This is a genomic window from Citricoccus sp. K5 (genome assembly GCF_902506195.1).
Classification (GTDB): domain Bacteria; phylum Actinomycetota; class Actinomycetes; order Actinomycetales; family Micrococcaceae; genus Citricoccus.
In genome coordinates this window covers 256,795-277,092 of record NZ_LR732817.1, presented here as the reverse complement: position 1 = coordinate 277,092, position 20,298 = coordinate 256,795, and the positions used below count along the sequence as shown (strand labels likewise).

The 20,298-nt window shown below is 69.3% G+C and carries 16 protein-coding genes and 2 tRNA genes; 7 read left to right on the top strand and 11 right to left on the bottom strand.

What is annotated here, in order from left to right:
- The first annotated feature begins 157 nt into the window (after window positions 1-157).
- Window positions 158-1,039: a DUF2382 domain-containing protein gene (locus BOSE125_RS01240; RefSeq protein WP_159548929.1), complete on the top strand. Its 882-nt coding sequence runs from the start codon at window positions 158-160 to the stop codon at window positions 1,037-1,039.
- Between the two features lie 103 nt (window positions 1,040-1,142).
- On the opposite strand, the gene BOSE125_RS01235 is transcribed toward BOSE125_RS01240, so the two are convergent.
- The 4 genes from BOSE125_RS01235 to BOSE125_RS01220 all read right to left on the bottom strand — a co-directional run bounded on the left by BOSE125_RS01235 (window position 1,143) and on the right by BOSE125_RS01220 (window position 6,239).
- Entirely contained in the window at window positions 1,143-1,877 is a 735-nt protein-coding gene (locus BOSE125_RS01235) for a hypothetical protein (protein WP_159548926.1), read from the bottom strand.
- Between the two features lie 23 nt (window positions 1,878-1,900).
- The gene (locus BOSE125_RS01230) at window positions 1,901-3,595 is read right to left on the bottom strand and encodes an ABC transporter ATP-binding protein (protein ID WP_159548923.1); all 1,695 of its coding nucleotides are present in this window, start codon (window positions 3,593-3,595) and stop codon (window positions 1,901-1,903) included.
- A gap of 167 nt (window positions 3,596-3,762) precedes the next feature.
- The gene (locus tag BOSE125_RS01225) at window positions 3,763-4,929 is read right to left on the bottom strand and encodes a DUF1611 domain-containing protein (protein ID WP_159548921.1); all 1,167 of its coding nucleotides are present in this window, start codon (window positions 4,927-4,929) and stop codon (window positions 3,763-3,765) included.
- A gap of 110 nt (window positions 4,930-5,039) precedes the next feature.
- Window positions 5,040-6,239, bottom strand: coding sequence for an MFS transporter (locus BOSE125_RS01220; RefSeq protein ID WP_236557753.1), 1,200 nt, complete (start codon window positions 6,237-6,239; stop codon window positions 5,040-5,042).
- A gap of 65 nt (window positions 6,240-6,304) precedes the next feature.
- Here BOSE125_RS01220 and manB point away from each other — a divergent pair, with 65 nt between their 5' ends.
- Window positions 6,305-7,819 (top strand): phosphomannomutase/phosphoglucomutase, encoded by a 1,515-nt coding sequence (gene manB, locus BOSE125_RS01215; RefSeq protein ID WP_201301108.1) that lies wholly within the window; start codon window positions 6,305-6,307, stop codon window positions 7,817-7,819.
- A gap of 33 nt (window positions 7,820-7,852) precedes the next feature.
- Here the strand turns inward: manB and BOSE125_RS01210 are convergent, their stop codons facing one another.
- From BOSE125_RS01210 to BOSE125_RS01200, 3 genes are all read right to left on the bottom strand, one after another.
- On the bottom strand, window positions 7,853-9,163 hold the full coding sequence (locus BOSE125_RS01210; RefSeq protein ID WP_159548915.1) for a hemolysin family protein: 1,311 nt from the start codon (window positions 9,161-9,163) through the stop codon (window positions 7,853-7,855).
- A 30-nt stretch (window positions 9,164-9,193) separates the two neighbouring features.
- Window positions 9,194-11,401: an ATP-dependent DNA helicase RecQ gene (locus BOSE125_RS01205; protein WP_159548912.1), complete on the bottom strand. Its 2,208-nt coding sequence runs from the start codon at window positions 11,399-11,401 to the stop codon at window positions 9,194-9,196.
- A 177-nt stretch (window positions 11,402-11,578) separates the two neighbouring features.
- Window positions 11,579-13,420, bottom strand: a complete 1,842-nt coding sequence (locus BOSE125_RS01200) for a phosphoenolpyruvate carboxykinase (GTP) (protein WP_159548909.1) — start codon at window positions 13,418-13,420, stop codon at window positions 11,579-11,581.
- Window positions 13,421-13,696: 276 nt separating this feature from the next.
- Here BOSE125_RS01200 and BOSE125_RS01195 point away from each other — a divergent pair.
- Window positions 13,697-13,773: transfer RNA gene (locus tag BOSE125_RS01195), tRNA-Arg, on the top strand.
- An 80-nt stretch (window positions 13,774-13,853) separates the two neighbouring features.
- Here the strand turns inward: BOSE125_RS01195 and BOSE125_RS01190 are convergent.
- The 3 genes from BOSE125_RS01190 to upp all read right to left on the bottom strand — a co-directional run bounded on the left by BOSE125_RS01190 (window position 13,854) and on the right by upp (window position 16,281).
- On the bottom strand, window positions 13,854-14,408 hold the full coding sequence (locus BOSE125_RS01190; RefSeq protein ID WP_159548906.1) for a histidine phosphatase family protein: 555 nt from the start codon (window positions 14,406-14,408) through the stop codon (window positions 13,854-13,856).
- Window positions 14,409-14,435: 27 nt separating this feature from the next.
- The gene (locus BOSE125_RS01185) at window positions 14,436-15,272 is read right to left on the bottom strand and encodes a winged helix-turn-helix domain-containing protein (RefSeq protein ID WP_159548903.1); all 837 of its coding nucleotides are present in this window, start codon (window positions 15,270-15,272) and stop codon (window positions 14,436-14,438) included.
- Window positions 15,273-15,645: 373 nt separating this feature from the next.
- Window positions 15,646-16,281, bottom strand: a complete 636-nt coding sequence (gene upp / locus BOSE125_RS01180; RefSeq protein WP_159548901.1) for a uracil phosphoribosyltransferase — start codon at window positions 16,279-16,281, stop codon at window positions 15,646-15,648.
- A 92-nt stretch (window positions 16,282-16,373) separates the two neighbouring features.
- Here upp and tadA point away from each other — a divergent pair, with 92 nt between their 5' ends.
- The 4 genes from tadA (at window position 16,374) to sufU (ending at window position 18,909) form a co-directional block, all read left to right on the top strand.
- Complete coding sequence (gene tadA / locus BOSE125_RS01175; RefSeq protein ID WP_159548899.1) at window positions 16,374-16,850, top strand: tRNA adenosine(34) deaminase TadA; 477 nt, start codon at window positions 16,374-16,376, stop codon at window positions 16,848-16,850.
- Window positions 16,851-16,913: 63 nt separating this feature from the next.
- Window positions 16,914-17,003 (top strand) — tRNA-Ser (locus BOSE125_RS01170).
- Between the two features lie 149 nt (window positions 17,004-17,152).
- Window positions 17,153-18,454 (top strand): aminotransferase class V-fold PLP-dependent enzyme, encoded by a 1,302-nt coding sequence (locus tag BOSE125_RS01165; protein WP_159548897.1) that lies wholly within the window; start codon window positions 17,153-17,155, stop codon window positions 18,452-18,454.
- Window positions 18,451-18,909 (top strand): Fe-S cluster assembly sulfur transfer protein SufU, encoded by a 459-nt coding sequence (gene sufU / locus BOSE125_RS01160; protein WP_159548895.1) that lies wholly within the window; start codon window positions 18,451-18,453, stop codon window positions 18,907-18,909. The genes BOSE125_RS01165 and sufU overlap by 4 nt, the downstream gene beginning before the upstream one ends.
- On the opposite strand, the gene BOSE125_RS01155 is transcribed toward sufU, so the two are convergent.
- Window positions 18,906-20,267 (bottom strand): aminomethyl transferase family protein, encoded by a 1,362-nt coding sequence (locus BOSE125_RS01155; protein WP_159548893.1) that lies wholly within the window; start codon window positions 20,265-20,267, stop codon window positions 18,906-18,908. The genes sufU and BOSE125_RS01155 overlap by 4 nt on opposite strands.
- Window positions 20,268-20,298: the final 31 nt, after the last annotated feature.

The following is a 20,298-nucleotide window of genomic DNA, read 5'->3' as shown; positions in this document are numbered from 1 at the left end:
GGACTTTTTTTGTGGGCGCCGCCTGATGGTCCGCTCTGAATGCGCTGAAGACGGACGTCTCGGCTGTCGTTCAGATACCTCAGGGTCTAGGGTCGAAAACGTGATGCCGGCTGGGCCAACCGCTCGCCGGTCACCCCATGACGAAGGAGCGCACAACATGCAGGACTTCACATCAGTCGACCAACTTCAGGACGCGACCGTCTTCGGCAATGACGGTGACAAGATCGGAACGATCGGCCAGGTCTACCTCGACGATCAGAACAACCAGCCCACGTTCGTGACGGTGAAGACCGGGTTGTTCGGGATGAAGGAGACGTTCATCCCCGTCTCCGAGGCCACCCGGACGCAGGACGGGCTCCAGGTCCCCTTCGACAAGACGTTCGTCAAGAACGCACCGAACATCGACGCTGACGGCTCGCTCACTCCCGAGGAGGAGCGCCGCCTCTACGAGTACTACTCCATGGATTACCAGGGCACCGGCGGTGCCGGTACCGACCGCAATGCAGAGCACGACGCCGGACTCGCCGCCGCCAGCGGCACCGCTGCCGCCGGCGTGGGGGGCCTCGGCACCCAGCGTGGCGGGGCGGACCGCACGGCCGCCGGCTTGGACCGCGACGTCAATACTGACGGCCACGTACCGGGTGCTGCCGGACATGACCGCGAAACCGTGGTTGCCCGCGACGAGCACCTCAACGTGGGCACGGAGCGCCGCGAATCCGGCCACGTCCGGTTGCGCAAGCACACCTACACGGACACGGAGACCGTGGAGGTGCCGGTGAGCCGGGAAGAAGTCGTCGTCGAGCGTGAGCCGATCGATCCCGCCTCTCCCGAGGCCCTGCGCGATGCCGGGGACGAGGACGTGGTGGTGACCACCCACGAGGAGGTCCCCGTGGTGGACAAGACCGCGACCGCTGAGAAGGTGACCGTGGACAAGAACACCGTCCGGGACACCGAACGGGTCAGCGGGACCGTGCAGCGCGAAGGCGTCGAGGTCGACGGTGACGACACCACCACCGGCCGGGATGCCCGCCGCGGCTGACCCACCCCCATACGCCACCCTCACACGCCAGCGGCGCCTGACCCATCACGGGTCAGGCGCCGCTGGCGTTGTCAAGTGATTAACGCCATGGCGGGTGGAGTCGTCAGTCGTCCTGGCCCTGCTCGCGCTGGAGGATGTGCAGGAACTGCAGGGCCTCCTCGGCGGTGAGCACCGTGTGTGCGGAGAGTTCCAGGGCGGCGTCCTCCACCCGGCCGTCACGGACCAGGGCCGTCAGCTGATCCCGCAGGTGCGGCGGCAAGTCGTCCGAGGACACGCGGACGGTGGTCTCGTCCCGCACCACCTGGAGTTCGAAGGGCCGGTCGGCCGGCAGGCTCTCCTCCAGCCAGTCCTCCGGGACCACGAGGTCGGTGGCGTCAGCGATGTCCGCCGGGGGCACCCGGGTGCCAGAGTCCTCAGCGGGATCGACAGCGGCGGGCGGCGCGGCCGGCGTCGTGCTCTCGGCCCCCGTGCCCTCGGCCGTCGGCTTGGTCCACATCTGCGGGTAAGTGGCGAGGGCTTGGATGTCCATCATGGCCTCGAAGGTGCCGAGGCCGGTGGAGCGGCGGTAGGCGGTGACGGCCTCGGCGGTGCGGCCGGCGGCGATCAGCCGATAGACCTCGCGGTGCGCGGCCTGGTCCATCCGGTTCGAGGCGACCTTGGCGTTCTCTGAGCTGATGCGGCCGGCCAGTGATCCCCGCCGCGGGCGGTGGCCTGACTTCCCGGAGGAGGTACCGGCAGGGGTGGAACCGGAGGCGGAACGGCGCGACAGCACCCAGGCGCCGCCACCGACGAGGACGGCCACGACCACCAGGATCAACACCGGAACGAGGTACTCCATGGTCCCAGTCTAGGGCGAGACCCTCAGGGTGCGTCGACGGTCCAGACCCGGTGTCCCGGGGCCATCCTTCCGGGGTTCTGCGAGGTGAACAGGACCACGCCCGGATAGGCCTCCAGCTCGGCCCGCAACAGGCGCAGGCCGTCCCCGTCCAGGTCTGCGTCGATGCCGTCCAGCACCAGTAGCGGCGGGTTGTCCAGCAGGGCGCGCCCCAGCTTGAGCCGGGCCACCTGCGAGCCCGTCAGCGGCTGGCCCCCGTTCTTGAGCCGCGTGTCCTCACCACGGGGGAACGCCTCCAGGACGCGGTCCAGGCCCACCCGGGCGATGGCCTCCCGAGTCTGCTCGTCCGTGGCCTGGGGATTCCGGTAGGTGATGGCACGGGACACGGTGCCCCGCTCGAGCGGCACGCGAACGGAGGCGTGGCCGAGCAGCTTGCGCCGCTGGCGGCCAGGCGCCCGGGTGTAGTCGTAGCCGTCCACGACCATCTCGAGACCGGGCACCTCACCGCCCGGCTCCGCGGCCGTGTTCTGGCCGGCCAGGAGGTTCACCAGGAACGGCTGGATCCGCCCCGGGTCACGGGAGGTGATCTGGATGACCTCACCGGCACCGGCCTGGAGCAGGGGGACGCGTTGGCCCTGGACCACCAGGCGGCGGATCCGCAGCCCGTTGCGGCCGGTGTCCGAACGCTCCCCCGCCACCTCCTTCCAATTCTCCTCACGGTTTTTCTCGGCCTTCCGGAGCACCTCGGCCTGGGCGAGCAACGGTGCCTGGATGCGGCGGGCGGCCTTGTAGTTCTGCCGGTACTCGACCACGCGGCCCAGGTCCCCCAGCGGGGTGGACATCACACCCACCAGGGTCATGGCGGAGGCCACCCCGGCGGTGTCGATCATGCCGAGGGTGCCGAGCACCACCACGGCGGCGGTGGCCAGGGAGGCCGCCGTGATGGCGGAGGCACGGACCAGTCCCGTGATCCGGGCCCGGGACACGGCGGCGTTGACCACCTTGCCCGAGTCTCGGTCCAGGGCGTTGAGCTCGCGGTTGATGCCGCCCGCGGCCTGGATGGATTCCCCGGCGCGGACGGTGTCCGCGATGCGGGCGGACATCCGGCCACGACGCCGGCGCAGGTACCTCGCTCGGGTGAAGGTCGCCTTGGCCAGGGGCGGAACGGCCAGCCCGAGCAGCACAATCGGAATGCCGACGGCCAGGCCGACCTGCCAGTTGGAGATGGCCAGCACGCCGAGCACCACCACGATCAGCGGCAGCGAGGTCAACAGGGGCACCATGCCCTGGGAGACCCAGTTGCGCACGGAGGTCAGATCATTGGAGGCACGGGTGATGGTCACACCCAGGGACGGGTTGCCGGAACCGGCCAGCGTGGTGCCGATCAGCTTGCGGCGCAGTTCGTAGACGTAGTCCTGGCCGAGGTCCTCCCCCACCACCCTCTCTCCCCAGCGTGCGCCGAAGATGGACACCACCGTGAGAGCCAGGACGGACAGCTGCAGCCACGGCACGTAGGTTCCCGCCTCCGCCACGGCAGCCGGGTCCAGGGCGGATCCGTCCGGGGCCGTCCCGGCATTGAGTGCGGCATTGACCTGGGCGGGCATCCCCAGCAGGGAGTCCACCGTGAAGGACATGACCAGGGCCATGATCGCCTGGAAGATGCCGAGCAGGAACAGGATCACCAGGAGATAGCGCCGTCGTCCCGCCCAGACGGTCGGCATCCGCTCCCCCCGGCCGGTGGCCTCTGCCGTGCCCTCGTCCTCCTGGTCCGTGGCACCGACAGCGCTGACGGTGGGCTCCTCAGCGGGGTTCTCCAGGGGGCCGTCGGCCAGGGTCTCGGCGGTGGCGTCAGCCGACAGCCGGAACCGGCGCTGGGAGCGATCCGGGTTCAGGAGGTCCTCCCGGCCTGGGGCAGCAGTGCGGTCGAGACGGCTGCGTTCGTGAGTTCGTAGGTGTCGATGACGGGAACCCCCAGGCAGGCCAGGACCTCGTTGGCCTCGACGGTGGCCAGCGGGGAGGAGGTCAGCACCCCCGAGACCGCGGCCACGTCCAGGCCCGCGTCCTGCAGTTCGCGGACGCCGCCCACGGCGCCGAGGGCGTCACCGGCGGCGAAGACCACGCGGTCCACCACGGACTGGAAGAGGGGATCGCGCAGCAACCGGGCGGTCTCGCCCTGGTACACGCCGTCGGCGATCTCGACGATCACCACGTCCGTATCGGGCTCCGCCAGGGCATCCACCAGATTCACCGTCAGCGAGCGGACCTGCTCGAAGTCGAGCTTGAAGGTCGTGGGATACCCGAAGTCGGTGAAGTCCAGGACCTTGGCGGCGCCTCCGTCCACGTAGATCATCGGGTCGTTGCCGGCACCGGTGCCGGTGGACTTGCCGGCGGAGACCTTCAGGCCGGCGTTGGTCAGCCCGTTGACGAGGGTGGCCATGGCGGTGGACTTGCCGGAGTTCATCGAGGTGCCGAGCACCGCGATCACGGTCGGGCGGCCCGGCAGGGCGGCGTCCAGCTCCTCCGTTGGAGCCCCGAGGGCCGGGACCGGGTTCAACGAGTACGGGGCGAAGCGGGAGAGGTTGACGACACCGGACGCGTCTGCGAGCAGGCCCAACGGCTCGATCCTCGTCGGATCGTCCATGTCGGCGTGCTGCTCGGTGACCGTGCCGGCCACGCCGCCGGCAGCGACCAGGTGGCAGGGTTCCAGGGAGTCCGGCACGTGAGCCAGGAACTGGTCCGCGGCGTAGCGGTGGCCGTAAGCCAGCAGGACGATCGCGCCGGGGAACAGGATGGCTTTGCGGGACTCCGGGGTCTCGACGCGCTTGTGGCTGAGGATCTCGCTCACACGGGCCACGACGACGTCGCCGGCCTGAGGGGTGACGGTGGGGCCGGTGGCCAGGTGGAAGGCGGAGCGGTCTGCCTCCAGGGCCGCGCCCACGAACCGGGTGGTGTAGGCGTCCTGGATGCGGGTGGGCAACTCGGCGCGCTGGTAGGTGGCGCCGGCGGTGTCAACGATGGTCAGTGCGCTGCCTGGTTGAGTCATTTCGATGGTCATGGCGTGGCCTCTCGCTGTGTTTCAGTGACCGTTCGGGGTGTTCCGCCGGCCTCAGAAACCATGGAACCAACACCCCATGAGGGGTGCATGAGTCCGGAATGAGAGCCTTCTCATCTACTGCGCATGAACCAGCCCAGGATGGCCGCCACCGCCGCGAGGGCTGCCGTCATGAGCACGGTCCCGAGCCAGCCGGCACCCGCCAGGAACACCCCGCCGAGCCAGCCGAACAGGCTGGATCCCGCGTAGTAGCCGAAGTTGTAGAGCGAGACCGACTGCGCCCGGCCGGCCACCGCGGCCGCCCCCGCCCAGCCGGATGCCACCGCATGAGCGGCGAAGAAACCGCCGGTGAAGATGATCGTGGCCGGCAGCACCACCCACAGGGAGGGGACCAGGGTGAGCAGCACCCCGGCGATCATGGCCGCCGTGGACACCAGCAGCACGGGCCGGCGCCCGTGACGCCCGGCCAGTCGGCCCGCCAGGGGCGAGGTCCACGTCCCGGCCAGGTAGGCCACGAAGACCAGGGACACCACCCCGATGGGCAGGTTGAACGGGTCACCGGCCAGGTGGAATCCGAGGTAGTTGTACATCGCCACGAATCCGCCCATCAGCAGGAACCCCTGGGCGTAGATGATCAGCAGGGCCGGGGACCGCAGGTTGCCCGCCAGCGCCCGGACCGCCTGCCGGAAGGTGGTGCGGTGCGGAGTGAAGCCCCGGGCGGCTGGGGCCAGGAGCAGGAAGGCGATGGCGCAGGCCACGGACAGCACGGTGACGGCAAGCATGCCGAGCCGCCAGTCCGTCAGCTCCCCGATGGGCGCGGCCAGGAGGCGCCCGGCCAGCCCGCCGAGGGTCGTCCCGGAGATGTACGTCCCGGCCGCCAGCGCCGAGGAGGCGGCGCTGACCTCCTCGTTCAGGTAGGCCAGGGCCAGTGCCGGGACGCCGCCCAAGGCGAAACCCTCGAGGAGGCGGAAGACCAGGATGGCCTCGAGGTCCGGCACCGCGACGGCCACCAGCGAGAAGGCACAGGCCGCCATGATGGCCCACCCCATGACCCACTTCCGGCCGAAACGGTCACCGGCGTAGGACCACGGGATCACGCCGATGGCCAGTCCCAGGGTGGCCAAGGAGACCATGAGAGCGGCATCGGAGGCGGTGATGCCGAGGTCCCCGCTGATCAGCGGGAGCAGGCCCTGCGGGGAGTACAGCTGGGCGAAGGTCGCGACGCCGGCCAGGAACAGTCCCAGCAGCAGGCGGCGGTAACCGGGGGTCCCGGGGATATGTCCGGACCACGGTCCTGGCGTGCCTGTCTCCACGGGCCCGACTCTAGCGCCGTGACCAGGGCGGCGGGGCCGCGCGAGCTGGCCTAGGATTGTCTCCCATGACGACTTCTGTGGATCTGAGCCAGTCCTTCAAGGCCTACGATGTGCGCGGCATCGTCGGGGAATCGATCACTGAGGGATCCGTCAGGGCCGTGGGCGCGGCCTTCGTGGACGTGCTGGGCCTGGCTGGCTCCCGGGTGCTGATCGGCGGGGACATGCGCCCGTCCTCGCCCGAGTTCGCCCGGGCCTTCGCCGAGGGGGCCACCTCCCGCGGGGCGGACGTGGTGATGCTCGGGCTGATCTCCACGGACATGCTGTACTACGCCTGTGGCGTGGAGCAGGCCGCCGGGGTGGTCTTCACCGCCTCGCACAATCCTGCCGCCTACAACGGCATGAAGATGGCGAAGGCCGGCGCGGTCCCGGTGTCCTCGGACACCGGGCTGTACGAGATCCGTGATGTGGCCCAGCGCTACCTCGATGCCGGTGAGATCCCGGCGGTGGAGGCCGCCGGTGCCGTGACGGAGCAGGACATGCTCACCGCGTATGCCTCCTACCTGCGCTCCCTGGTGGACCTGTCCGGGATCCGCCCGTTGAAGGTTGTGGTGGACGCCGGCAACGGGATGGCCGGCAAGACCACTCCGGCCGTCCTCGGCGACACCGTGCTGGAGGGACTGCCGCTGCGGATCGAGCCGCTGTACTTCGAGCTGGACGGCACCTTCCCCAATCATCCGGCGAACCCGCTGGAACCGGAGAACCTGCGTGATCTGCAGCGGGCCGTCCTGGCCCACGGAGCGGACATCGGCCTGGCCTTCGACGGCGACGCCGACCGCTGCTTCGTGATCGACGAGAAGGGGGCCGCGGTCTCGCCCTCCGCCGTGACCGGATTGGTGGCCCGCCGCGAGATCGCCCGGGCCCAGGCCGGGGACACCGTCAACGGGGCCGTGCAGGCCCCCGAGCCCGAGCCGGTGATCATCCACAACCTCATCACCTCCCATGCCGTGCCCGAACTCGTCGCAGCCCAGGGGGGCCGCCCCGTGAAGACCCGGGTGGGCCATTCCTTCATCAAGGCCGTCATGGCCGCTGAGGGGGCCGTGTTCGGCGGGGAGCACTCCGCGCACTACTACTTCCGCGACTTCTACAACGCGGACACCGGCATGCTCGCAGCCATGCACGTGCTGGCTGCCCTGGGCACCCAGGAGTTGCCGCTGTCCGAGCTGGCCGCCGAGTACGATCCGTACACCGCCTCCGGGGAGATCAACTCCGAGGTCGAGGACAAGGCCGGCGCTGTGGCGCGCGTGCTCCAGGCCTTCGCCCCGTCACTGGCCGCCGACGCCACCGCAGCCGGCGAGGACTCGGTGTCCGCGGCCGTCGACGCCGAGGACCTGGCCGGGACCGGGGTGCTCGTGGACCGCATGGACGGCACCACCGTGACCGCGGTGGACGGCACCTGGTGGTTCAACCTGCGCCCGTCCAACACCGAGCCGTTCCTGCGCTACAACGGCGAGGCCCACGAGGCCGGCACCATGGCCAGCATCCGCGACACCGTCCTCACCCTCGTCCGCCAGAACGCCTGAACGCCTGATCCGCTGTGCGGGCGGAGATCAGGACTACTCTCTGCCCTCCACGCGTTCGGGGTCCGAGGTGCGGGTGATCTGGACGCGTCCGACCCGGTGGCCGTCCATGTCCAGGACCTCCAGGCCGGCTCCTTCGGCCTCCACCCGGTCCCCCGCCTCGGGGACGCGCCCCAGCCGGGCCATGACGAAGCCGCCGACGGTCTCGTAGGAGCCGTCGTCCGGCAGTTCGACGCCGGTCTGCTGGGCCAGTTCCTGCAGGATGAGCCCGCCGTCCACCTCGGCATCCTCTCCCCGCTCCAGGGCGGTGTCCTCCGCGGCCAGGCTGTCATCGAACTCGTCGTAGATGTCCCCGACGAGTTCCTCCAGCAGGTCCTCCAGCGTGACGATCCCGTCGGTGCCACCGTATTCGTCGATGACCAAGGCGATCTGGTTGCCGCTGGACCTCATGCGGCTCAGGGCGTGCAACACGTCCACCGTGCCGGGCAGCACGGTGATCTCCCGGGCGATCCCGGCCAACGTCGTTGACGGGTCCGGCACCCGCAACAGGTCGCGGATGTGGATGAAGCCGAGGATGTCATCCGAGTCCTCCCCGGTGATGGGATAGCGCGAGTTGGGCAGGTCCGTCAGCTGCCGCATGGCCTCGGCCACGCTGGTGTCCCCGGCCAGGAAGTTCACCTCGGGCCGAGGCCGCATCACCTCCACCACCGTGCGGTCAGCGGCGTCGAACACGGACTGCAGCACGTGCCGGTCCGTGTCCTCGAGGGCTTCCGACGTGGACACCATCGATCGGATCTCCTCGGCGGAGACCGCCTCCTGGTGGGCCTTCGGATCGCCGCCGAGCAGGCGGACCACCAGGTTGGTGGAGACCGAGAGCAACCAGATGAACGGGCGCATCAAGATGGCGAAGGCGCCCAACGGCGGGGCGAGGACCTTCGTGAACCTGACGGCGTTCTGCATGGCCAGACGTTTCGGGACCAGCTCGCCGAAGACGAGGGAGAGGTAGGCGATGACCAGCGTCATGCCAATGAGTGCCGCCGTGCTGGCGGTCTGCTCCCCCAGCCCCCAACCGGCCAGGACTGGCGCGAGGTCGGGTGCGATCGTCGAGGCCCCGTAGGCCGAGGAGAAGAAGCCGGCGACGGTGACGCCGATCTGCACGGCAGAGAGGAACAGGTTGGGGTCACGGACCAGGGCCGCTGTCTTGGCGCCCCGCGGTCCCCTGTCCTCGATCGACTGGATCTGGGATTGCCGCAGGTTGACGATGGCCATCTCCGTGCCGGCGAACACACCGCCGATGAGTACGAAGAGCACCACGAGGGCCACATTCAACAAGGTGTTGAGGTCCATGGGACCACGTTATCTCCCCCGCTGGATTGTCTACCCATTCAGGGCCAAGACAAAGGGCAGCACCCCACTGGCCCCAGCCTCGCGCAGCACGCGGCCGGCCTCGGTCAACGTCCAGCGGCTGTCCGTGCGATCGTCGATGAGGAGCACCGGGCCGTGCTGCCCGGCCTCCCTGGCCGAGGCCAACTGGGAGGCCAGTTCCTCCGGGACGGAGAACATCCGCCAGACCGAGGCCAGCCGGAAGGCACTGTTGCCCCCTGACTCCCCCCGGGGCCCTCCGTCCACGAGCTCGAGGGAGCCCAGGTACGGCAGGCGGCCGATCCGGGCGATGCCCTCCGCGAAGGAACCCACCAGCTGGGGGCGCGAGCGGGACGGCACCGAGACCACCGCGATGGGCCGTTCTGCCCATTCCCAGGACGCCAGGACCTGGACGGCACCCTGCAACAGGTCCTGCTCCACGGGGGCATCCTGGACACCCCCCTCCGTGACCGTGAACAGGGTGCGCAGCCGTCCTCCCCAGCCCAGGTCCGTCAGCCGGGCCACGGCGCGCCCCTCGGCCACCTGGGACTCCTCCGGGATGCGGCCCTTCAGCGGCACCCCCAGCCGGTCCATACCGCTGGGCCAGCTCCGGCGCGGTTCGATGGGCACCCCCACCCGGCCCAACGCCTTCGAGGCACTGCCCTTGGCCGTCTCGTCGATGCCCGTGGGGAACCACGGGCCGGCGCAGTTGTCACACCGGCCGCAGGGTGCCGCATCCGGGTCATCCAGGACGTGCGAGAGGAACTCCATGCGGCATCCGGACGTGTTCTCGTAGTCCAGCATGAGCTTCTCCTCGGCCAGCCGGGCCTGGGCCACCCGGCCGTAGCGTTCGCCGTCATACGTCCACGGCTGCGCGGTCCGCTGCCAGCCGCCCTGGGTGCGTTCCACGGCCCCGTCCACGGCCAGAACCTTGAGCAGCAGTTCCAGGGGGGTGCGCTTCAGGTCCACCCGGGTCTCCAGGGCGGGGACGGACAGCGGTTTCCCGGCGGCCTCCAGCTCTCCCAGTACGGCCCGGGCCCGGTGCTCGTCCGGCATGGACGTGGTGGCGAAGTAGCGCCAGATCTCGCGGTCCTCGGTGCCGGGCAGCAGCAGCACATCGGCGTGTTCCGTGGCACGGCCGGCGCGGCCAACCTGCTGGTAGTAGGCCACCGGGGAGCTGGGTGCGCCGAGGTGGACCACGAAGCCCAGGTCAGGCTTGTCGAAGCCCATGCCCAGGGCCGAGGTGGCGACCAGGGCCTTGACCCGGTTGTCCTTCAGGGCCTGCTCCAGTTCAGCCCGCTGTTCCGGATCGGTTCGCCCGGTGTAGGACACCACCTCATGGCCGGCGTCCCGCAGGGCGCGCGCGGTGTCCTCGGCGGCCGAGACGGTGAGCGAGTAGACGATCCCCGAGCCGGGCAGCGAGTCCAGGTGGGTCAGCAGCCAGGCGAGCCGGCTGGCCGGGCTCGGCATGCGCAGCACCCCGAGCCGTAGGGAGGAACGGGCCAGCGGGCCGCGCAGGACGAAGACCTCCCCGGAACCGTCTGCGCCGGCCACGCCCAATTGTTCGGCGACGTCCTGGACCACCCGCTCATTGGCCGTGGCCGTGGTGGCCAGCACCGGCACACGGCGGTCCCCAGCACCGGGCAGTTGGGCGATGAGGTCACGGATCCGCCGGTAGTCGGGACGGAAATCATGGCCCCAGTCCGAGATGCAGTGTGCCTCGTCCACCACCAGCATCCCGGTCCGGCGGATGAGGTCCGGCAATTGCACGTCCCGGAACTGCGGGTTGTTGAGCCGCTCGGGGGACACCAGCAGCACGTCCACCGCGTCTGCCGCGAGCCGCTCCCGGATCTGGTCCCATTCGGTGGCGTTCGCGGAGTTGATGGCCTCGGCGCGCACCCCGGCGCGGGCCGCAGCCGAGACCTGGTCCCGCATCAGCGCCAGCAGTGGGGAGACGATCAGCGTGGGACCCGCACCCCGTGCACGCAGCAGCAGGGAGGCCACAAAGTACACCGCGGACTTGCCCCAGCCGGTGCGCTGGACCACCAGGGCCCGGCGCCGATCCGCCACCAGGGCCTCGATCGCCTCGAACTGGCCGGGGTGGAAGTCGGCGTCCTCGCGGCCCACCAGCCGGCACAGGACCTCACGGGCCTCAGCCCGCAGAGCCTCCCGCGCCGTCGAGGTCTCGCCAGGGAAGTCACCGTCGTTGTCATTGTGCGCCATGCGGCCAGTATTCCAGCCGGGACGGACACCCCAGCGCCCGGTGCGCCGAACGGTGGAGGAGGGCGCCGTCGTCGTGCCCTGTGGAGGAGGCGACCGGCGTGGTCCGGCTCGGTTAAACGCCGCCGCCCGGCACCGAATCGGTACCGGGCGGCGGCGTGGCCAGCGGAATCAGCGTGGTCAGCCGTTGACGCGCTGGCGCAACCCGTCCAGCTGGCCGGCGATCGAGGCCGGCAGGGAGGCACCGAAGCGGGCGAACCATTCCTCGATGGAGGCGACCTCGTCCTTCCATTCCTCGGTGTCCACCCGGAGGGCGTCCTCGAGGTCGGCGGCGGACAGGTCCAGGCCGGAGAGGTCCAGAGCGTCCGCGGTGGGCACATAGCCGACCGGGGTCTCGGCGGCGTCAGCCGTGCCCTCGAGGCGTCCCACGACCCACTTCAGCACGCGGGAGTTCTCCCCGAAGCCGGGCCAGGCGAAGCCGCCGTCCCGGTTGCGGCGGAACCAGTTGACCAGGTAGATCTTCGGCAGCTTGGCCTGGTCCACCTCGCCGGAGACCTTGACCCAGTGCTCCAGGTAGTCGCCCGCGTCGTAGCCGATGAACGGAAGCATGGCCATCGGGTCGCGACGGACCACGCCCACGGCGCCGACGGCGGCGGCCGTGGTCTCGGAGGAGAGGGTGGCGCCCTTGAAGATGCCGTCCTCCCAGTCGAAGGACTCGGTCACCAGCGGGATGGTGGTCTTTCGGCGGCCACCGAAGAGGATGGCGTCCAGCTTGACCCCGTTGGGCTCGTGGTACTCGTCGGCCAGCATCTCCGTCTGGTCGATCGGGGTGCAGAACCGTGAGTTCGGATGGGCGGCGGGAGTACCGGACTCGGGAGTCCAGTCATTGCCTTGCCAGTCGGTCAGGTGGGCCGGGACCTCGTCCGTCATACCCTCCCACCACACGCCGCCGTCATCGGTGAGGGCCACGTTGGTGAAGATCGAGTTGCCCTGGGCGATGGCCTTCATGGCGTTCGGGTTGGTGGACCAGCCGGTGCCGGGTGCCACACCGAAGTAGCCGGCCTCCGGGTTGACCACCCGGAACTCGCCATCCTTGCCGGGGCGGATCCAGGTGATGTCATCACCCAGGGTCTCCGCCTTCCAGCCGTGGATGGTCGGCTCGATCAGCGCGAGGTTGGTCTTGCCGCAGGCGGAGGGGAACGCGCCGGAGATCGTGTAGGACTTGCCCTCCGGGTTGGTCAGCTTGAGGATCAGCATGTGCTCGGCCAGCCAGCCCTCGTCCCGGGCCATGACCGAGGCGATGCGCAGCGCGTAGCACTTCTTGCCCAGCAGGGCATTGCCGCCGTAGCCGGAGCCGTAGGACCAGATGGAGCGCTCCTCGGGGAAGTGCACGATCCACTTGGTCTCGTTGCAGGGCCACGCCACATCGGCATCGCCCTCTTCGAGCGGGGCGCCGACTGAGTGCAGGGCCGGGACGAAGAACGCCTCGGTCTCCTCCATCTTCTGCAGCACGTCCGTCCCGATGCGGGCCATGATGCGCATGGAGTTCACGACGTAGGCGGAGTCCGTGATCTCGACGCCGAACTTCGGGTCATCGGCCTCGAGGTGGCCCATCACGAAGGGGATCACGTACATCGTGCGGCCGTGCATGGACCCGGCGAAGGTGTCCTTGAGGATGCCCTTCATCTCGGAGGGGTCCATCCAGTTGTTGGTGAAGCCGGCGTCCTCCTCCTTCTCGGAGCAGATGAACGTCCGGTCCTCGACGCGTGCCACATCGGCAGGGTCGGAGAAGGCGGCGTAGGAGTTCGGGAACTTGTCCTCGGAGAGCTTGACGAAGGTGCCCGCCTCGACCAGTTCGCCGGCCAGGCGGTCGTACTCCTCCTGGGAGCCGTCCACCCAATACACGGAGTCGGGCTCCGTGAGCTCGGCAACCTCCTTCACCCAGTCGAGAAGCTTGCCGTAACTGGTCGGCGCTTCCGCCACAGCGCGATCTGCGAACGCGAGTGAGGAGTTTTTGGCCATGGGGGTCCTCCATTGGGTTGCGGGTGCATTCCGGTTGGGCACAGGGGAATGCGGCCGTCAGCGGCCGGCACTCCATTGTGCGTACACCGTCTCCACGACTCATTCTACCCACGGAGATTTCGCAGACGTTTCGGTGACGCCACCTGACATCCACGCACTCCGGCCCGGCGGACGACGGCGGCGCGCCCGGTGCGCACACTCGGCACCGACCGGAAACCAAGATTTGGTGAACGGCCACGGGGCCGGTATAGTCTTTCAAGGCCGATCGCGGTCGATGCGCCCTTAGCTCAGCTGGATAGAGCGTCTGTCTACGGAACAGAAGGTCAGGGGTTCGAATCCCTTAGGGCGCACCATATCCGCTGGACCTGTCAGACCAGCTCAACCCGGATCCACTGCGGATCCGGGTTTTTTGTTGCGCGCCCCGGCTTCCAGGTCAGGGGCGGGGCACCACGAAGTGGGTCATCCGCGCGTCGCGCCCGTCCAGTGACGCCCAGTCCCCCGGGACCTTGAAGACCTGCAGGCCCAACGTGGGATAGCGCTCCGCCATGGAGACCACGGCCTCCTCGTCCGAGTCCACGGAGGCGATCCGCATGCCCAGGTCCTGCACCCACGGCATGTGCCCGATGACCATCAGGGTCCGCACCCGCTCCTCGGTCTCATTGATCACGGCCAGGGCACGGGTGGCATCCGCCTCATAGAGACGGGAATCCAAGTAAGGGGTCGGTGCCTTCTCCCCCAGCTCGCTGCAGACCCAGGTGCAGGTCTGGCGGGTGCGCACGGCATCAGAGCACAGGATCATATCCGGGTACAGGCCCTGCTCCACCAGCCACTGCCCTGCGGCGGGCGCCTCGCGATTGCCGCGGCCGCCCAGGGGGCGGTCGTGATCGTTCACGCCGTCCGGCCAGTCCGACTTGGCATGGCGCAGGAGGATCAGCGTCTTGTCACCGGAGGTGTCGATACGGTCTGGTGTCGCGGCGTCGGCTGGCATACGGCCAGCCTACGTGCCCGCCACGGCTCAGATGCTGTATTCGGGTGCCGCCCAGACGACCACTTCGGGGTGCTCGTAGAAGCGGTAGCCCTGCCCGCGCACGGTCCGGACGGTGCCGGAGAGCCGGCCCAGCTTGGAGCGCAGCCGGCGGATGTGGACATCGATGGTGCGCTCGTTCGGCACCTCGTCCGAGTTCCTCCACAGGGACTCGAGCAACTCGTCCCGGCCCACGGTGCGGCCACCGTTCTCCACGAGGTAGTTCAGCAGCTCGAACTCCTTGTAGGTGAGGTTCAGGCCCTCACCGTCCAGCTGGACCTCCCGGCGGGCGAGATCGATCAGGACGCCCGGCTGGCGGGTCGAGACCGGGGCCGGGGCCTGGAGCAGGTCCGGGCGGATGCCCTGCTGAATGGTCGGATCCCCGAGGACCTGGCGGACGACCTCGAGGTCGGAGCCGGGAGCGCCTGCCGGGGCGATCGCCACGGCCGCGGCGGACTGGGAGCCCGGCACCAGGGATTCGACATAGTGGCGCAGCTCGTTGGCCAGCCGGGTCAGCGAGGTCCCGGCGGCCGAGGCTGCCGATTCGTCCATGCCCACGTAGATCACGAAGCCACGGGCCTCGGTCTCAGTGGCCACAGCCTGAGGGCCGGGGATCCCATTGGGGGCCAGGACCGGCATCGGCGCCGTCTGGGGCGCCTGCTGCTCGGCTTCCCCGGCAGGCTCCACGACATTCTCGACCGAGTGGAGCTGCCGGCTGGCCGGCGTCCCATAGGTACCGCCGTGCTCACGGTAACTGCGGACCCGTGCCGCACGGCGCTGGGCGTTGCGGACCGAGATGTGGACGTATCCCTGGGGGCTGGTTGTCATGTCGATGAATCCTTGCGTCAGTGTCCTGTTCGGCGTGCGGGCTGCGAGTCAGGCCGGATCACGGCCGTTCCCCGCTGCAGACACTCCGGACAGGAGCCGGCCCGGCCAGACCGCCGGCACCATCGCCGAACAATCGTCGCCCCCGAGGGGACCGCCGAGTCGCGGAAGTTCATGTGACAACACTCGGTCGTCACATTCGTTCCTTGCAAGTAACAATGGGACGAGGGTCTCACTATGTGAGACGAAAGCGCCGGTTCGTGAGCAAGGTCACACCGATTCCCGGTTGTGAAAGACCCATTTCGGCACTTTGGGGCAACTTACTGCGAACCTCCCGGGTCCGCACTTTTGTTACTGCGCCGTTGGCCGCCTCGAACTACTCCGCCAGGCCGTAGAGGCGGTCTCCGGCATCGCCCAGTCCGGGGACGATGTAGGACTGCTCGTCCAGCCGCTCGTCGATCGCGGCCAGGTAGATGTCCACCTCCACGTCCGCCAGCTCGCGCTCCAATCGGGAGATCCCCTCCGGAGCGCCCAGCAGGCAGATACAGGTCACGCGCTGCGCGTTGCGGGCGTACATGAACCTCACCGCCTCCACCAGGGTGCCCCCGGTGGCCAGCATGGGGTCCAACAGGAAGACGTGGCGGTTTGTCAGGTCCGCCGGCAGCCGTTCCGCGTAGGTGACGATGTCCAGGGTCTCCTCGTTGCGGGCCATGCCCAGGAACCCGACCTCGGCCGAGGGCGCCATCCGCACCATGCCCTCGAGCATGCCCAGCCCGGCCCTCAGGATGGGCACCACCAGCGGGGTCGGCTTGGCCAGCGCGACGCCGGTCATCCTCGCCACCGGCGTCTCGATCTCCACGGGCTGGACCTTCACGTCCCGGGTGGCCTCATAGGCCAGCAGCATGACGAGCTCCTCAGTGAGCTGCCGGAAGATCATCGACGGTGTCTCCTTCTTGCGGAGAACGGTCAATTTGTGGCTGACGAGCGGATGTTCCACGAGCTGTACGCGCATGGGCACAACCCTACCGGGCGCACGGGTTCCGTCATCGGCCGTCAGGCAGCGGATCCAGCACGGGAAGACCACGGGAAGGCTAGGGTCGGCCCATGAAGACCTCGCACCACGAGTGGATGGGTGCTGCCCTGGACCAGGCCCGTGCCGCACTGGAGACCTCCGACGTGCCGATCGGCGCCGTCGTCGTGGGCCCGGACGGGAGCATCCTGGGGACCGGACGCAACGAGCGCGAGGCGACCGGGGATCCCACCGCCCACGCCGAGGTGCTCGCGCTGCGCGAGGCCGCGTCCGCGCGTCGTGAAGCAGGCGATGGCGACGGCTGGCGATTGGCCGACTGCACGCTGGTGGTCACGTTGGAACCGTGTGCCATGTGCGCCGGGGCCCTGGTGCTGGCGCGCGTCCCGCGCCTGGTGTTCGGTGCCTGGGACCCCAAGGCGGGAGCGTGTGGATCCGTATTCGATGTGGTGCGCGAACCCCGGCTGAACCACTGGGTGGAAGTCCACGCCGGCCTCCGCGAGGAGGAGTGCGCCGGGCTCCTGACCGACTTCTTCCGGGAGCACCGCTCCTGAGCCGTGCGCGCTAACCGAGTGGTTTGGGCCGGGCTGGCCCCCTCCGGTACAGTGGTGCGGTCTGGTGACGTGTCCGAGCGGCCGAAGGTGCAACACTCGAAATGTTGTGTAGGTTCACCCCTACCGTGGGTTCAAATCCCACCGTCACCGCCAGTTGAGAAGGCCTCCACGGCCCGGGATCCCCGGGAGGTGGAGGCCTTCTCGCATGTCAGCCCGAGGCGGAACACGAGGAACAAATCAAGGCCCCCCGGTGCTATGCCAGTGGTGCACACGGCAGACGACCCCGTCGAAAGGCAGCGCAGATGACCGGAACCTCCGAGACGACCCACGCCCCCACGGCGGCCGAGATCAATCTCTGGCGTGAGGACTTCCCGCTGCTGGCCACCGAGGTGAACGGCCATCCGCTGGCCTACCTGGACTCCGGCGCCACGTCACAGAAGCCGCGAGCCGTGCTGGATGCCGAGCGGCACTACTACGAGAACCTCAACGCCGCCGTCCACCGCGGCGCCCACACGCTGGCCGCGGAGGCCACCCTCCTGTTCGAGGACGCCCGGGCCACGGTCGCCGGATTCGTGGGCGCGGAGGAGGACGAGATCGTCTGGACCTCCAACGCCACCGAGGCCCTGAACCTGGTGGCCTATGCGTTCTCCAATGCCAGCGCGGGCCGCGGCGGCGCCGGGGCCGAGCGGTTCCGGCTGGGCGCCGGGGACGAGATCGTGGTGACGGAGATGGAGCACCACGCCAACCTCATCCCCTGGCAGGAGCTTGCCTTCCGCACCGGCGCCTCGCTGCGCTACATCCCGGTGGGCGACGACGGCGCCCTGCGGATGGAGGCTGTGGACGAGGTCATCACCCCACGCACCCGCCTGCTGGCTTTCACCCACGTCTCGAACGTCCTGGGGCTCATCAATCCGGTCGAGGAACTCGTGGCCCGGGCGCGCGCCGTCGGAGCGTTCGTGGTGCTGGACGCCTGCCAGTCCGTCCCGCACCTGCCCGTGGACCTGAAGGCACTCGATGTGGACTTCGCCGCGTTCTCCGGCCACAAGATGCTCGCCCCCACGGGCATCGGCGCCCTCTACGGCCGCCGCGAGCTGCTGGCCGCCATGCCCCCGTTCCTCACCGGCGGCTCCATGATCACCACGGTCACCATGGACGCCGCGGAGTACCTGCCGCCCCCGCAGCGCTTCGAGGCCGGCACCCAGAAGGTCTCGCAGGCCATCGCCCTGGCCGCCGCCGTGGAGTACCTGAAGGGCATCGGCATGGACCGCATCGCCGCCCACGAGGACGAACTCGGCGCGCGCCTGCTGGCCGGGCTCGCCGAGATCCCCGGCGTGACGGTACTGGGCGGGTCCGCTCCCGGACCGCGCGTGGGCGCGGCCAGCTTCGACCTCGCCGGGGTGCATGCCCACGACGTCGGCCAGTTCCTGGACGATCAGGGCATCGCCATCCGCGTGGGCCACCATTGCGCCCAGCCCCTGCACCGGCGCCTCGGGATCACGGCCTCCACCCGTGCCAGCACCTACCTCTACAACACCACCGAGGAGGTGGACCGCTTCCTGGACGGAGTGGCCGCCACCGCGAACTTCTTTGGAGTGAAGGCGTGAGCTCGTCCGAACTGCAGAACCTGTATCAGCAGGTCATCCTCGACTACTCGAAGAACCCCTACGGTGTCGGCCTGCTGGGCGGTGCGGCCGGGCAGTCGCACCAGCTCAACCCGACCTGTGGCGATGAGATCACCCTCGAGGTGCACCTGAGCGGCGAGGGTGCCGACCGGCTGGTCGAGCGGGTCCGCTGGGAGGGCCACGGCTGCGCGATCTCGCAGGCCTCGGCCTCGCTGCTGACCGAGCTCGCCGAGGGGCTGACGGTGGAGGACCTGCGCACCCGCATCGATGCCTTCCGTACTGCCATGCAGTCCCGCGGCAAGATCGCCCCGGACGAGGAACTGCTCGGCGACGCCGTGGCCCTCGGCGGGGTGTCCCGCTACGTGGCCCGGGTGAAGTGCGCGATGCTCGGCTGGGTCGCCGCCGAACACGCCCTCGTGGAGGCCGAAGTCCGCTAGTTCTTGCGGTAGTTCTCCCGGGCGAAGGCGGAGTACGGGGCCGGCTCCACGATGGCCCGGATCCGCACCTGGCGGTGGTCCTCCACCGAGGGCTTGGCCGAGGGCGTCGTCTCGCCCCACACCACGGTGACCTCGGTGCCGGGAGTGGCCACGTCAAGGTCGAGGCTCGCCAGCGAGACGAACGCGTGCTCATTGGTGAGGTAGCCGGCGTCGTGCGAGATCCCGACGTCCCGGCCGTCCACCAGGACCCGGTCCACCTGGTACTGGCCGTAACGCGCCTTGGGCACGTCGATGTACTTCGCCGGGACCCCCGGCTCGAACTGCGTCTTGATCGCGGCGGCGACGTCCTCCGGCTTCCAGACCAGGGTGACCTTCTGGCGCTTCTGCTCGGCCGCGTGTCGCTCCAGGGCAGCCTTGCCGATGAACTCGTGGTCGAAGGACACGCTCCGTCCGTAACCCAGGTCGTACGGCGTCAGGTAGTAGTCCTCCACCGCCGCGGAGTCGAAGCTGCCCGCCAGGGAACCGGCCCGGCTGGCCGGCAACCACTCGCGGTAGGCCTCGGTGCCCTCGCCGCTGAAGATCGCCGGAAACGGAGAGGGGACCCAGGCGGATTCCAGGTTGGAGGAGGAGTAGGCCTTCGAGCCGACCTGCACCAGGTCCAGCCCTTCCCCGGCGTCCACCAAGGCGGCCCGGACCCGCTCACCGTCGGCCCACGGACCGAAGAGCTCGAAGCCCGGCTGTCCCGCCATGCCGTGGCGCAGGGAGCGGACCTGGAGGCCGTCGATCTCGAAGGTGGCCATGCCGAAGAACCGGGTCTCCGGGACGGCGGCACCCGTGGCCTTCTCCATGAGTTCGAGGGCACGGGGGCCCTGGACCTCGAATCGGTACTGCTTCGGCTCGCCCTGGCGCACGGCTGAGCTGGCATCACGCTCGAAGGTGACGTCATAGTCACCGGTCTCCCCGTGGTACTGAACCCAGTCCAAGACCATGTGCCAGCCGACCAAGTCGAAGGAGTCCTCCTCGAGGTAGAACAGGATGGCGTCGCCGATCAGGTAGCCCTCATGGTTGACGGCGATGAACTGCTTGGCCTTGTCCGGAGCGAACTTCGCGAAGCTGTTGACTCCCACGTCGGAGAGCAGCCTCAGCGCATCCGGGCCGGTGATGAACAGGTCGGTCATGTGGTGTGACTGGTCCAGCAGCGCCACGGAGTTGCGCCAGGACTGCTGCTCCGAGCGCCAGTTCGTGAACTCCGGTTGCACGGGGAAGACGGTGGGCTTCGACGGGGCATGGCGCAGGTACTCGACGGGCGAGCCGGCGCGGGCGATGGCCGCGGCCAGGGATTCGGGATGCTGGGACATGAGGGACTCCTCGGTGGACGTCGGTACTCGG